Source organism: Rhizobium sp. 57MFTsu3.2, assembly GCF_012932765.1.
GTDB classification, from domain to species: domain Bacteria; phylum Pseudomonadota; class Alphaproteobacteria; order Rhizobiales; family Rhizobiaceae; genus Rhizobium; species Rhizobium altiplani.
Genome location: NZ_JDWI01000019.1, coordinates 88,319 through 102,056, shown reverse-complemented (window position 1 = coordinate 102,056; position 13,738 = coordinate 88,319). Strand labels below are relative to the sequence as shown.

Genomic DNA, 13,738 nt, shown 5'->3' with positions numbered 1-13,738 from the left:
TTGAGCGCCCGCACTTGGCAATTGTTAATTCATTCACTCTAACTCTAACAACCAAAGCCGGAAGACGCATGATTGTCGTCGCCACGCGTGGTCAACGCAGAGGTCGGGAGTTCATCGATCCGGGATTGCAGCCAGCGCCTGCAGCGCGAGGAAACGGTCGCCCAGAACCATGTTGTCTCGACCATCGGCCAGGCGCTGGAGCTGATCGCCCGAGGTGACCTGACGGTCCGTTGCGCCGATCTAGGCCAGAAGTACGCAGCTCTTCGCGACAACTTCAACGATGCGCTTGCGCATCTCGAAGCTGCCATGGCCAAGGTCAGCGCCAAGGGCGGCGACATTGCCGTCAGCAAGGAAGAGATCCGTCGCGCCTCAAACGATCTGTTGCAGCGCACAGAGCGTCAGGCCGCGAGCCTCGAAGAAACCTCCGCAGCGCTCGATGAACTGACCGTCGCCGTCCGCCAGACCGCCGAAGGCGCCCATGAAGCCAGCAAGCGTGTCGAGGCCGTCAGCGGCGAGGCGAGCCGTAGCGATGCCGTCGTCTCCGAAGCGATCGAAGCGATGAGCGGTATCGAGAAGTCGTCTGCCGAGATCGGCAAGATCATCGGCGTCATCGACTACATTGCTTTCCAGACGAACCTGCTGGCTCTGAACGCCGGCGTCGAAGCCGCCCGTGCCGGCGAATCCGGCAAGGGCTTCGCGGTCGTCGCTCAGGAAGTGCGCGAGCTGGCACAGCGCTCGGCTGCGGCTGCCAAGGAGATCAAGGATCAGATCGCCCGCTCGTCCGGCCAGGTCGATCAGGGCGTCCGTCTGGTCGGCGAAGCCGGCGAGGCGCTGAAGCGTATCTCTGACCAGATCAAGGCCGCCAACGAGATCGTTGCGAAGATCGCCCACAGCGCCTCCGAGCAGGATACCACGCTGCGGTCGATCTCGTCCTCGATGAACCAGCTCGACGCTGCGACGCAGCAGAACGCCGCGATGGCCGAGGAAACCACTGCGTCGGCCGAGTCGCTGGCAAGCGACACCGACGAGCTTCTGAACCTCATCCGCGGTTTCCGCGTTGGTGACAGCCAGGATTACAGCGCGCAGGTTCGCCGGGCCGCCTGAGGTTCGGGCGCCAAGCAAGAAAACGGTCGTCGGGCGTTCCGACGGCCGTTTTGAATTAAGGGGAGTCGGCCGTCGCGGCCTCGTCGGCAGTAAGCCCTGCGACAAGTTCCTCAATTTCGCGATCGGAGTAGACGGCAATGCCAGCTTGCTTCAGAAGCGCGGCCGTCACGCCATTTGCTGCGAGCTTCTGCCCGGAAAACGTGCCGTCATAGACAAAGCCCGAGCCGCAGGAGGGGCTGCCATCGATCAGCAGCGCATAACGGCAGCCTGTTTCGATCGCGAGCGCCAGTGCATTCTCGGCAGCCCGCTTGAACTCGCCCGTCACATCGCCGCCGCTGACCTCGACGACGCGCGCACGGCCGGAGAGGACATCCTCGCCCGTGGCTGCGCCTTCAATTTCGGCGGGCGGACGCGGCACTGGCATTCCGGCGGACATCTCGGGACAGACGGTCACCAGCCGGCCTTCCTCGATCCAGCGCGCGATCGCGGGATGGGCGAGCGGCTTCGACTGGCCGTCATAACGGACGGCATGGCCCATGAGACAGGCGCTGACGAGGATCTTGTTCATGACTTTGGCATAACGCCAAGGACGTGATAGTTCCAGTCCGCCGTAAGACTTGATGAAGGGATGCAGGGTGCAGCTAAGCATTGGCGCGGACAAGCCATGACCGATCTTGCGGTTTATGCCGCGCTGTTCCTGGCGGCTTTTGCGGCTGCCACGATATTCCCGATGCAGTCGGAAGCCGGCCTCGTCGCGCTCATCCTGGCGAAGCAGCATCCGGTCATTGCGCTGATCGCGGTGGCGACAATAGGCAACGTCCTTGGCTCGGCCGTCAACTGGCTGCTCGGCGTCGGCATTGAACGATTTCGCGACAAGCACTGGTTTCCCGTCCGCCAGCCTGCGCTCGACAAGGCGCAAAGCTGGTATCGGCGCTATGGCAAGTGGTCGCTGCTTCTGAGCTGGATGCCTGTTATCGGCGATCCCATCACCATCGTCGCCGGTGTGCTGCGCGAACCGCTTCCGATGTTCCTGCTGCTTGTGACCATTGCCAAGGCCGCGCGTTATGCGGTTCTCTCGGCGGCTACAATCGGAGTTGCTGGCTGACGGAAATCAGAGATTTCCATCCTTGAATCAAAATCTGAGCAAGGATGGAAATCTGCAGCAAATGTCGGATGTTAAGGCGTCATCCGCACGCCGCATCTGATGCGCTTAACCCGAGATCTTCGAGAAGTCGGCGACCGTGCCGGTTGCCTCGCGGATCAGGCGAAGCAGGGAAAGGCGATTGGCGCGGATTGCAGCGTCTTCGTCATTGACCAACACGTCGTCGAAGAAGCGGTCGACCGGAGCACGCAGCCTGGAGAGCGCTTCCATCGCCGAGCGGAAGTCTTCCTTGTCGACGGCCGCAGAGGCTTCTGCGGAAGCGGTGGTGATGGCGGCAAAGAGCTGCTTCTCGGCGTCGAGTCGGAAGAGATTTTCGGAGACGCCGTCGGCGATCACCGTGCCCTTCTTTTCCTCGGCAGCCAGGATCTGCGTGGCACGCTTGGTGCCGACCAGGAGGTTCTTGCCATCCTCGGACGTGATGAAGGCCGTTAGTGCCTCGACACGGCGGGCGATCATCAAGAGGTCGTCGGCCTCCGGCGTCAGCACGGAATCGATGAGATCGTAGCGCGCGCCCTGATCGCGCAGATAGACCTTCAGGCGGTCATGGAAGAAGGAGAGGAGGTCGAACTGGCGTGACAGGTCGTTGTCGTCAACAGTCTTGCCTATATCCGTATCGATGCGGCCCATGTGGCTGGTGATGCGCGGCAGCAGCGTCAGGCGTACACTCCGCTCGAGAAGGATGCGGATGACGCCAAGGGCAGCCCGGCGCAGCGCAAACGGATCCTTCGAACCGGTCGGCTTTTCGTCCACAGCCCAGAAGCCGATCAGCGTGTCGAGTTTGTCGGCAAGCGCCACTGTGATCGCGACCTTGTCCTGTGGCAGCTGGTCGGACGGGCCTTGCGGCTTGTAGTGCTCCTCGATCGCGGTCGCGACAACGGCATCCTCGCCCTGAAGGGCGGCATACTTGCGCCCCATGACGCCCTGCAGTTCCGGAAACTCGCCGACAGCCTCGGTGCGCAGATCGGCCTTGGCAAGCACCACGGCCCTGTCGACCAGCTTGTAATCGGCACCGACCGGGAAAGCGACCTTTGCGGCCATGGCGCGGATGCGCTCCACGCGCTCACCCTGTGTACCCAGCTTGGCGTGGAACGTCACATCAAGCGCATCGAGCTTCGCCATGCGCTGGTCGAGCGGCTTCTTGAGGTCGAGGTCGAATTTCTTTGCCGAAGCCTCCAGTGTCTCCAGATCAGGCAAATCGCCCTGGTCGCGCTTCCAGAAGTGCAGCGCGTCGGACAGGCGCGCGCGCACGACCTTGCCGTTGCCGTGGATGATTTCCTTGCCGCCGTCGCTGGCTTCGATGTTCGAGACGAGGATGAACTTGTTCGACAGCGTGTCGCCGCCAACAGGGCGCGTCACGAAACACTTCTGGTTCGTCTTGATCGTCAGGCGGATGATCTCCGCCGGAATCGAGAGGTAGTCTTCCTCGAAGCTGCCCAACAGGACCTGCGGCAATTCGACGAGGCCCGAGACCTCTTCGAGCAGGCCTTCGTCCTCGACCAGTTCCAGTCCGTTTGCAAAGGCGACATCGCGGGCATCATGCAGGATGATGTCCTTGCGGCGTTCGCCATCGAGGATCACCTTGGCCTTTTCGAGGTTCGCGATGTAATCGCCGAAACGCTTGACGGTGATGGCGCCGGGCGCATGGAAACGATGGCCGTAGGTCACGTTGGAGGCGACGATGCCGTCGATCGAGAACGGAATGACGACGGTCTCTTCATGCTCGGTGCCGAACGTGCAGACGATCGATTGCAACGGCCGGACCCAGCGCAGCGAGCCCGGCTGAGCGGAAGCCGCGCCCCAGCGCATCGGCTTCGGCCAGGGGAAATCGCGAATGATGCCGGGCATGACATCGCTGATGATCTCTTCAGCGGTGCGACCGGGCTTGGAGATGATGGCGATGTAGAAGTCGCCCTTCTTCGGGTCGCTCTGGATCTGCGCCTCGGAAACGGAAGACAGACCGGCGCCGCGCAGGAAGCCTTCGATCGCCTTCTCGTTGGCGTCGGTGCGGGGACCCTTCTTCTCTTCGCGCACATCGGCGGAGCGCGCCGTCAGGCCGCGGATATCGAGCGTCAGCCGGCGTGGGGTCCAGTATTCGCGCGCACCCTCGTAGGAAAGTCCTGCTTCGACAAGCGCATCGGTCACGAGCTTCTTCAGGTCGCCGGCAGCCTTGCGCTGCAGGCGGGCCGGGATCTCTTCGGAGCGGAGTTCTAGGAGCAGATCTGGCATGTCACTTTCCTTGCCTTCTCTGGGGAAGGCGCCACAAAGGCGGGGCTAAAAACGGTCGCCTCTGCTAGCAAAGAATGCCGCATCTGCACAACCGCAAAAACGGCCGCTGGCCGTGCTATGTTGCTGTGGATAGGGACGTCGGGCATTGCCTTGCCGTTTTTCGCCGCTATGGTCCCGCAACTTTTGTGAAAACGCAGGAATTCTCATGGCCGCTGACCTCCGCTCGCTCGCCGCTGTCATCTCCTCCGAAATCAACGCCCGGCCGGACCAGGCCAAGGCGGCGATCGAGCTGCTGGACGAGGGGGCGACCGTGCCCTTCATCGCCCGCTACCGCAAGGAAGTAACGGGCGGGCTGGACGATACGCAGCTGCGCAACCTTGCGGAGCGACTGGTCTACCTGCGCGAACTGGAAGCGCGGCGCGATACGATCGTCGAGTCCATCAACGGCCAGGGAAAGATGACCGACGAACTGCTTGGCAAGATCGCCGGTGCCGCCACCAAGGCCGAGCTTGAAGATCTCTATCTCCCCTACAAGCCGAAGCGTCGCACCCGCGCCGAGATCGCCCGCGAGCGTGGCCTCGGGCCTCTGGCGGAGGCGATCCTGGCTGATCGCTCGAAGGAGCCTGCGACGCTGGCGGAGGGCTACATCACCGCCGATGTGCCGGATGTGAAGACGGCACTCGAAGGCGCGCGCGACATCGTCGCCGAAGGCATCGCCGAAAATGCCGATCTGCTTGGCAAGTTGCGCGCCCATATGCGCAGCGCTGCCCTGCTGAAGGCCAAGGTGGTCGATGGCAAACAGGCCGCTGGCGAGAAGTTCTCCGACTACTTCGACCATTCCGAGCGCTGGGCGACCGCCCCCGGTCACCGCGCGCTAGCCATGCTTCGCGGCTGGAACGAAGAAGTGCTGACGCTGACCATCGAGGCCGATGCCGAGACCGTCTCTCCCAACAAGCCGGTCGAGCGCATGATCGCCGCCGCCTACGAGATCGGCGCGAGCCGTCCCGGCGACCGCTGGCTGATGGACGTCGCAAGCTGGACCTGGCGCGTCAAGCTCTCCATGTCGCTGTCGCTCGACCTGATGCGCGAACTTCGCGAACGTGCCGAGGAAGAGGCGATCCACGTCTTCGCCCGCAACCTCAAGGATCTGCTGCTGGCAGCGCCAGCCGGTTCGCGCCCGACCATGGGCCTTGATCCGGGCATCCGCACCGGTGTCAAAGTCGCCGTCACCGACGCCACCGGTAAGGTCGTGGCGACCTCGACCGTCTATCCCTTCCAGCCGCGGAACGACGTGCGCGGTGCGCAGCTCGAACTGGCATCGCTGATCCGCAAGCACAATGTCGAACTGATTTCGATCGGCAACGGCACCGGCAGCCGCGAGACGGAAAAGCTGGTGGCAGACATGCTGGCCGATCTGCCGGCGCCGAAGCCGACCAAGGTGATCGTCTCTGAAGCTGGCGCGTCGGTTTATTCCGCCTCGGAGACCGCCGCCCTCGAGTTCCCCAACCTCGACGTCTCGCTGCGCGGCGCCGTTTCCATCGCCCGCCGCCTGCAGGATCCGCTGGCCGAACTCGTCAAGATCGAGCCGAAGTCGATCGGCGTCGGGCAGTACCAGCACGATGTCGATCAGCAGAAGCTGTCGCGCTCGCTCGATGCCGTCGTCGAAGACGCGGTGAATGCCGTCGGCGTCGATCTTAACACCGCTTCCGCGCCGCTGCTCTCCCGTGTCTCCGGCCTGGGCGCCTCGATTGCCGACGCGATCGTCAAGCATCGAGACAGCGAAGGTCGCTTCGAGACCCGCCGTGACCTGTTGAAGGTCGCCCGCCTCGGCCAGCGTACCTTCGAGCAATGCGCCGGCTTCCTGCGCATTCGCGATGGCAAGGAGCCGCTCGATGCCTCCTCAGTCCACCCAGAAGCCTATGGCGTCGCCAAGAAGATCGTCTCCGCCTGCGGCCGCGACCTGCGTTCGCTGATGGGCGACACCGCCGTGCTGAAGGCCGTCGATCCGCGTCAGTTCATCGATGAGAAATTCGGCCTGCCGACGGTGAAGGACATCCTGGCCGAGTTGGAAAAGCCCGGCCGCGACCCTCGCCCGAGCTTCAAGACAGCAACCTTCGCCGAAGGCGTTCATGAGATCTCGGACCTCACGCCGGGCATGATGCTGGAAGGCACCGTGACCAATGTCGCGGCCTTCGGGGCTTTCGTCGACATTGGCGTCCATCAGGACGGTTTGGTGCACGTTTCGCAGCTCGCCGATCGCTTCGTCAAAGATCCTCACGAAGTTGTGAAAGCTGGCGACGTTGTAAAAGTTCGCGTCGTCGAGGTCGATGCCAAGCGTAAGCGCATCGGCCTGTCGATGAGAAAGGACGATGGTTCGCAGACCTCCGCTCCGCGTGGCGAGCCACGTGGAAATCAGCCGGTTCGCGGCCAGAATGACCGGCGGTCGGCTTCGCCAAAGCAGGAAAGCCAAGGTGCGTTTGGAGCTGCACTGGCTGAGGCCATGAAGCGAAAATAAGCGCTTAGCAACCAAATTTGCAAAAATGTCACACTTCGGCGACCATGTTGCCGAGGTGCGAATTACGGCGCTTGTAAGGCGGATGAGAGATACTAAGTTGATCGGATCATCCTGTCACATTGCGAGGCCTTACTTATGGCGTCGGCTTTCTTATCGATTGTCCAAAAAATCATCCGTAAGGGTAATCTGAGACTCACTCTCGCCAATGGCGAGACGCATGCGGTCGGTGATGGCACAGGCGAACTCGTTGTCGCCCGCGTTGCCGATGAAGAGGCGGAACAGCTGATCCGCCGCGATCCCACCCTAAAGCTAGGCGAAATGTACATGGAAGGCCGGTTCATTCTCGAACAGGGCAACATCTACGATTTCCTGGCGATGGTGAAGAAGAACACCACCAACGAGATCTTCGATATCCCGATGGCGGCTCTCCTGATCGGACGCATCGCCCTGCAGCAGCTGAAGAGCCGCATGCCGATCAACCGCAACAGGCGAAACGTTGCCCACCACTACGACCTGTCCGAAAAGCTCTTTGAACTCTTCCTCGACGAGGATTGGCAATACTCCTGCGCCTACTACAACCCACCCGGCATCAGCCTGGAGGAGGCGCAGGTCGCCAAGAAGCGGCACATTGCCGCGAAGCTTCTGCTCGAACCGAACCAGCGTGTCCTGGAGATCGGCTCCGGCTGGGGCGGCATGGGCATGTACCTGGTGGAATCCACGCCGGGACTGGAGCTCACCGGCATCACGCTCAGCAAGGAGCAGCTGAAGATCTCGCGGGAGCGAGCTCAGAAGCGTGGTCTTGGCGATCGCGCGCGCTTCGAACTGCAGGACTATCGCACGATGACGGGCAGGAAATTTGACCGCATCGTATCGGTCGGCATGTTCGAGCATGTCGGCATCGGCAATTTCGGCAAGTTCTTCAAGAAAGTGCATGAATTCCTAGACGATGACGGCGTCATGGTGTTGCACTCGATCGCACGTCCGAAGCCAAGCTTTGCGACCAATGCCTTCATCGAGAAGTACATTTTCCCGCAGGGCTATATCCCATCGATCGGTGAGACCATACCTTTTATCGAGAAGGCGGGACTGCTCGTCCGCGATGTCGAAGTTCTGCCGCTGCACTATGCCTACACACTGCGTCACTGGCGTGAACGCTTCGTGGCGCGCAGGGCCGAGGCGGTTGCGCTTTATGACGAGCAGTTCTTCCGCATGTGGGAATTCTACCTTGCGGGGTCGGAAATGGGCTTCCGCTGGGACGAACTTTTCATCATGCAGATCCAGATTTCCAAGAACCAGTATTCCACCCCCGATAACCGCGACTACATTGCCGAGAACGAGGCGAAGCTGAAAGAGTTCGAGGCGACGCGCACGCCGCTCGAAAAAGTCATTCTCTGATCCAGATCAAAAGGCGCGGCAAAGGCCGCGCCGTCTTTAAATTCGGAGCTTGATGACAATGGCAAGCACCCTTCCGGAAATCCATCTCGTGCGTCACGGCGAAACCGAGTGGAGTTTGTCTGGGCGGCACACCGGTCGCAGTGACATTCCGCTCACGGCAAAAGGCGAGGCCGCAGCACGTGACGTCGGTTCGCGCCTTGCGGGTAGAGGTTTTGCGGCCGTGTGGTCGAGCCCGTCGCAGCGCGCGCGCGACACCTGCGAACTCTCGGGCTTTGGCGCCGGCGCGATCGTCAAGGATGACTTGGCGGAATGGGACTACGGCGCCTACGAGGGTATCACCACCAAGGAAATCCACGCGAGCCGACCCGGTTGGCAGCTGTTTCGCGACGGCTGCCCCAAGGGCGAGGCGGCGGGCGATGTCGGCGGGCGAGCAGATCGGATCATATCGGAGTTGCGGCTGGCCAATGCCCCGATCCTGATCTTTTCCAGCTCGCACTTCCTGCGCGTCCTTGGCGCGCGCTGGCTCGGATTGCCGCCGACCGATGGCGCGCGCTTCATCCTCGACACGGCAAGCATCAGCGTTCTCGGCTACGAGCACGACCTGACGGAGCCGGTGATCAGGCGGTGGAACCAGCGCTGAAAGGTCGCCCCGGCGGCCGTGAATTGACCTTGACCCGCGCCTCGACGGCTCGCTAGATGGCGTCATGCAACAGATCGGCGGAATAAACGGGCGCGTTGCGGATGCGCCTTCGAACAACTGGGTTTACCGGGTCCTGCCTCCCTGGCTCTGGCCCTACGCGCAGCTTGCGCGCTGGGATCGGCCGATCGGCTGGCAATTGCTGATGTGGCCCTGCTTCTGGTCGGCTGCCATGGCCGCGAATGCGGCGGCTCATATTGGCCAGTTTTCCGGCGGCCAGCTGATTTTCTATCTCGTGCTCTATTTCATCGGCTCTGTCGCGATGCGCGGGGCTGGGTGCACATACAACGATCTCGTCGACCACAAGATCGACATGGAAGTGGCGCGCACCCGCTCGCGGCCGCTGCCATCGGGTCGGGTGACACGCACGCAGGCCAAGGCGTTCATCGTCCTGCAGGCGCTGGTCGGGCTGCTGGTCGTGCTGCAGCTGAAATGGTTTGCCGTCATTCTCGGCGTCCTCTCGCTCGCTATCGTGGCGCTTTATCCTTTTGCCAAGCGCTTTACAGACTGGCCACAGTTCTTCCTTGGCCTTGCCTTTTCCTGGGGTGCTTTGATGGGCTGGGCGGCAATCTTCGGCGACCTTTCACTGGCGCCAATCCTCCTCTACGTCGCCTCGGTGGTCTGGACGATCGGTTACGACACGATCTATGCCCACCAGGACAAAGAGGACGACGAGCTGATCGGTGTCCGCTCGACCGCGCGGCTGTTCGGCGACAAGACGAAACAGTGGCTGGTCGGCCTCTATGGCCTGACGCTCGTGCTTGCCTTCTGCGCCTTCCTGTCCGCAGGCGTCGGCCCGTTCGGCTATCTCGGCCTGCTCATCGCGGCCGGCATGTTCGCCTGGCAGATCGTGACGCTCAATATCGACGACGCCGACCAGTGCCTTGCGCTGTTCAAGTCGAACAATCGCGTCGGCCTGATCATCTTTCTCGGCCTCTTCCTGTCGCTTCTCTTCGTCCTGCCCTGACGCGGAAACGAAAATGCCCGGCACAATGGCCGGGCATTGATGGTCTGAAATGACGCACCGCTTAGTTGCGGGCGATGATTTCCTTGCCTTCGATCTTCATGGCGACGCCGAGCTTGCCCGTCGTTCGGCGCACGAGGAAGCGCGGACGCCGGTTTGCGAAGTAGGAATGCCGGCGGCGCGGCTTCAATGCGCTGGTGCGCAGGTCGCCAAGATGCTCTTCCAGCGGGCGGGCAACGCCGTCGGCCTCGACCATCAGCATCGGAATGCGGAAGGCCTCGGACCAGCTTCGCCAGTCGGCTGCGATATCTGCGAGGTCGTGGGCGACCAGCAGCGGTATGCAGAGCTCGGGGTCCTCGTGGTGAAGCTCCAGCGTAACAGTGACTTCGCCGTTGCCATGGTCGATGGCCCGGGCCGCAACGCCCTTGAAGGCGCGCTTGGGCAGCGCGATCGAAAGCGGCAGGCCGCTGGAGGAGAGAACCTTGCGCAGGATGGCGCCACGTTCGTCGATCGTTATGTTCACGTCACTTGAGGAGTCATGGATGGCGTAGCTGACCTGCTGGGGAAAGCGAGACGGATCGAGACGCAGCGTCGTTCCAGCCCATACGGGCTTCATAACGGTGTTGTTCATGTTCATTCTACCCTTGTCTTACCTGAGAGCCGATTTGCGGTCTTCTCCTCGGGGCTTTTCGCCCTCTATGGCCTGACAATAGGCGCCGCCTGTTCGAGACAGCTTAAAAATCGCGGTTAAGAAAACTTTGCCTCCCTGGATGGTTATCAAAACCGAAGCCGGCAAGGTTTCCGGAGGGTGAACGCCGGCTGTGCCATATTGCAACGCAGGATGGGTAAGTCTCGGGTAAGCTTTTTATCGCAAAATGGCGCAGAACCAATCTGTCATGCTTGAAGACTTTGCCGGAAAAGGACGCACTATGATCTCGGCTTCGATGGCCTACAATTTGTTGTCCGGGAACATGAAGCAGAGCCTGGATCGCGTCGCCTCCCAGGCGACGGTCAAACGCGACGCCGAGTATTACAAGGACAACATCAACAACGTCAAAGACGTCGACGATTTCCTCGGCGACTATCGGCTCTACAGCTATGCGATGAAGGCCTATGGCCTCGAAGACATGACTTACGCCAAGGCCTTCATGAAAAAGGTGCTGGAAAGCGATCTGACGGACGCCAATAGCTTCGCCAACAAGCTTTCCGATTCGCGCTACAAGGAATTCGCTGCTGCGTTCAATTTCCACACGCCCGCGGCGGATGCCCAGAGCGACGCGCAGGAAGACGACCTGATCGGTCTCTACACGCAATCCTTCGCGGACGAAGGCAAGAATGCCACGGCCGAAACGAAATACTACAGCAGCGCGATAGACGCGGTTCAGAGCGTTTCCGATCTCGTCGGCGATAGCCGCGTGCGCACCTATGTTCTCAAGGCCTACGGCATCGATCCCACTTATGTTTCCAAGGATTTCCTGGCGCAGGTTTTGACGAGCGACGTCAACGATCCCAATAGCTTTGTCAATCTCAACGGCAACGACAAGTATAAGGCGCTTGCCGCACAATTCAGCTTCAATGCAGATGGCACCGTTAACGGCACAGCGCAGACGGCCACCCAGAAAGATGCCGTCATGGAGCAGTACAATCTGACTGTCCCATCGATCACGACCTCGGCGGCTGCCGACTACAACAAAGCCTATTATCTGTCCAAGATCGGAACCATCACCAATGTCGACGACATCATCGCCGACAAGCGGCTGACGTCCTATATCAAAACGGCCTTCAGCATGGGCGACGATTTCAGCAACGCGGCACTCCGGTTGGTTCTTACCGATGCGAGCTACGCAAGCTTGCTGGATTTCAGCAACGTCAATCAGAGCTTCAATTTCAACGCGGACGGTACCATCAATTCCGCTGCGGCGTCCTATGCGGCACAGACGTCGGATCAGATGAAAGCGATGTCCGACCAGGCCGCAAACACCACGGGCTATTATCAATCAAAGATCGTCAGCATCACTAATGTCGATGACCTGATCGCTGATACCAAGCTGACCCAGTACATCAGGGATGCCTATTCGCTTCCCCAGAGCGTCAGCGATGCCGACCTTCGCAGCGTCTTGACGGATGCGAGCTACGCCAGCTTGCTGGGTTACGACGACGTCCACTCGGCCTTCAACTTCCAGGCCGACGGCAGCGTTGCCACTGGCGCCGGGGCACAAACAATCGCACAGGCACGGGCCACGAGTTCGCAGGTCCGCGCCAATCTCGATTACTTCCAGACTGTGATCCCGACGATCTCCAATGTCGATGACCTGATCGCTGACGGGCAAATGATGAACACTCTGCGGTCGGCCTATGGCGTCCCCACGAGCGTCAGCGACGCAGACATCAAAAGCATCCTGACTGATGCCAGCTTCGCCGCCAGCCAGGGGCTCAGCGCGCTCAATGCCGCGTTCAGCTTCGCGGCCGATGGTTCGGCCGCCGCTGCATCCGGCCCGCAATCGAGCGCTCAGTTGATGGATACGACGACGTTCTACGGCGTGCGATATGCGGACGCGCAGAACGAGGCGATCGACGAGGCCGTGGCAAACTACAAGACGCGAATGGCCGACGATAAGATCAAGAAGGTTGACGACCTGCTGCGCTCGAACGCCGCCGCAGACTTTGACAAGAAGAACGACGACCTACCTGAACTTTACGATATGGCGCTTCGCGCCTACGGACTGACGGAACAGGACGTGTCTCGTTCCATGTTCCGCAAGCTGCTGAAGAGTGACCCCTACGATCCCGACGGCTACGTCGCCTCGTTAAAAGACGAGCGGATCACCAATCTGGTCCGCGCCTTCAATTTTGGAGCTGACGGCAAGATATCCGCGGAGATACAGCCGCTGCCGTCCGCCGTGATGGCGAAATATGCGACGAACTATAAGTCGCGCATGCTGATGGGCATGAGCGACGGCCCGCTCAGGGACAAGGCTTCCAAGGACGCGACGAAAGCCGTCGATGCATTCGCCAAAGGCATGGTGGAGGTGAAGTCTCTCGACGACTTCCTGTCAAACGACAAGCTGACCAGCCTGGTCTTGACGGCAAATGGCCTCGACCCGAAGAAATACGACGAGGAGACGCTGCGCAAGATCTTTGCCTCCGATCCGTCCGATCCCAAGAGCTACCTCAACACGAAGGCTGAGTCGAAGTTCAAGGAGATTGTCTCGGACTTCAACTTCGATACCGACGGTAACCTGACGCGGGCCAAGATCGGGACAGTCCAGAATGTTGGCGCCGAAGACCGGACGGAGCAAAAGTACGTTCAGCAGACGCTGGAATCGCAGGAAGGTGAAACGAACGACGGCGTACGCCTCGCGCTGTATTTCGCGCGCAGCGCACCCGACATCACATCGCTCTACACGATTCTAGGCGACAAGGCGTTGTTCCAGGTGATTACAACCACCTTCAGCCTGCCGACCAGTGTCTCGAACATGGATGTCGAAAAGCAGGTTTCCATGCTTGGGAAGTTCGTCAATCTCGAGGATCTCCAGGATTCCAAGAAGGTCGACAAGCTCATGAAGCGCTTTACGGCAATGTATGATCTGCAGAACAACTCTGGCACATCCCCGGCGCTCACCATCCTGACCAATGGCGGCACGACCAGCACAAGCCTTCTTTAAATCGTCGCCC

At 60.8% G+C, this 13,738-nt stretch carries 9 protein-coding genes and 1 pseudogene; 7 read left to right on the top strand and 3 right to left on the bottom strand.

Annotation, left to right across the window (positions count from 1 at the left end):
* Positions 1–114: 114 nt before the first annotated feature.
* Positions 115–1,104, top strand: a pseudogene (locus AF71_RS19800) (methyl-accepting chemotaxis protein); the annotation flags it as partial.
* Positions 1,105–1,159: 55 nt separating this feature from the next.
* Here the strand turns inward: AF71_RS19800 and AF71_RS19795 are convergent.
* Positions 1,160–1,672, bottom strand: coding sequence for a DUF523 domain-containing protein (locus AF71_RS19795; protein ID WP_113472034.1), 513 nt, complete (start codon positions 1,670–1,672; stop codon positions 1,160–1,162).
* A 96-nt stretch (positions 1,673–1,768) separates the two neighbouring features.
* On the opposite strand from AF71_RS19795, the gene AF71_RS19790 reads away from it, so the two are divergent.
* Positions 1,769–2,209 (top strand): YqaA family protein, encoded by a 441-nt coding sequence (locus AF71_RS19790; RefSeq protein ID WP_018859342.1) that lies wholly within the window; start codon positions 1,769–1,771, stop codon positions 2,207–2,209.
* A gap of 105 nt (positions 2,210–2,314) precedes the next feature.
* Here AF71_RS19790 and glyS read toward each other — a convergent pair whose 3' ends face one another.
* Positions 2,315–4,492, bottom strand: a complete 2,178-nt coding sequence (gene glyS, locus AF71_RS19785; RefSeq protein ID WP_169682727.1) for a glycine--tRNA ligase subunit beta — start codon at positions 4,490–4,492, stop codon at positions 2,315–2,317.
* A 205-nt stretch (positions 4,493–4,697) separates the two neighbouring features.
* Here glyS and AF71_RS19780 point away from each other — a divergent pair, with 205 nt between their 5' ends.
* The 4 genes from AF71_RS19780 (at position 4,698) to ubiA (ending at position 10,066) form a co-directional block, all read left to right on the top strand.
* The gene (locus AF71_RS19780; RefSeq protein ID WP_113472037.1) at positions 4,698–7,007 is read left to right on the top strand and encodes a Tex family protein; all 2,310 of its coding nucleotides are present in this window, start codon (positions 4,698–4,700) and stop codon (positions 7,005–7,007) included.
* Between the two features lie 135 nt (positions 7,008–7,142).
* Entirely contained in the window at positions 7,143–8,402 is a 1,260-nt protein-coding gene (locus AF71_RS19775) for a cyclopropane-fatty-acyl-phospholipid synthase family protein (protein WP_018859345.1), read from the top strand.
* A gap of 58 nt (positions 8,403–8,460) precedes the next feature.
* Positions 8,461–9,042 (top strand): histidine phosphatase family protein, encoded by a 582-nt coding sequence (locus tag AF71_RS19770; RefSeq protein WP_018859346.1) that lies wholly within the window; start codon positions 8,461–8,463, stop codon positions 9,040–9,042.
* Positions 9,043–9,106: 64 nt separating this feature from the next.
* Positions 9,107–10,066: a 4-hydroxybenzoate octaprenyltransferase gene (ubiA, locus tag AF71_RS19765; RefSeq protein WP_169682725.1), complete on the top strand. Its 960-nt coding sequence runs from the start codon at positions 9,107–9,109 to the stop codon at positions 10,064–10,066.
* A gap of 61 nt (positions 10,067–10,127) precedes the next feature.
* Here ubiA and AF71_RS19760 read toward each other — a convergent pair whose 3' ends face one another.
* Complete coding sequence (locus AF71_RS19760) at positions 10,128–10,694, bottom strand: DUF6101 family protein (RefSeq protein WP_025661901.1); 567 nt, start codon at positions 10,692–10,694, stop codon at positions 10,128–10,130.
* A 298-nt stretch (positions 10,695–10,992) separates the two neighbouring features.
* Here AF71_RS19760 and AF71_RS19755 point away from each other — a divergent pair, with 298 nt between their 5' ends.
* The gene (locus AF71_RS19755; RefSeq protein ID WP_169682723.1) at positions 10,993–13,728 is read left to right on the top strand and encodes a DUF1217 domain-containing protein; all 2,736 of its coding nucleotides are present in this window, start codon (positions 10,993–10,995) and stop codon (positions 13,726–13,728) included.
* The last annotated feature ends 10 nt before the right edge of the window (positions 13,729–13,738 follow it).

Excerpts from the sequence above, each read along its gene's own strand:
- AF71_RS19790 (WP_018859342.1), top strand. The coding sequence starts at position 1,769 with ATGACCGATCTTGCGGTTTATGCCGCGCTGTTCCTGGCGGCTTTTGCG.
- glyS (WP_169682727.1), bottom strand. The coding sequence starts at position 4,492 with ATGCCAGATCTGCTCCTAGAACTCCGCTCCGAAGAGATCCCGGCCCGC.
- AF71_RS19775 (WP_018859345.1), top strand. The coding sequence starts at position 7,143 with ATGGCGTCGGCTTTCTTATCGATTGTCCAAAAAATCATCCGTAAGGGT.
- AF71_RS19770 (WP_018859346.1), top strand. The coding sequence starts at position 8,461 with ATGGCAAGCACCCTTCCGGAAATCCATCTCGTGCGTCACGGCGAAACC.
- AF71_RS19760 (WP_025661901.1), bottom strand. The coding sequence starts at position 10,694 with ATGAACAACACCGTTATGAAGCCCGTATGGGCTGGAACGACGCTGCGT.
- ubiA (WP_169682725.1), top strand. The coding sequence starts at position 9,107 with ATGCAACAGATCGGCGGAATAAACGGGCGCGTTGCGGATGCGCCTTCG.
- AF71_RS19780 (WP_113472037.1), top strand. The coding sequence starts at position 4,698 with ATGGCCGCTGACCTCCGCTCGCTCGCCGCTGTCATCTCCTCCGAAATC.
- AF71_RS19795 (WP_113472034.1), bottom strand. The coding sequence starts at position 1,672 with ATGAACAAGATCCTCGTCAGCGCCTGTCTCATGGGCCATGCCGTCCGT.
- AF71_RS19755 (WP_169682723.1), top strand. The coding sequence starts at position 10,993 with ATGATCTCGGCTTCGATGGCCTACAATTTGTTGTCCGGGAACATGAAG.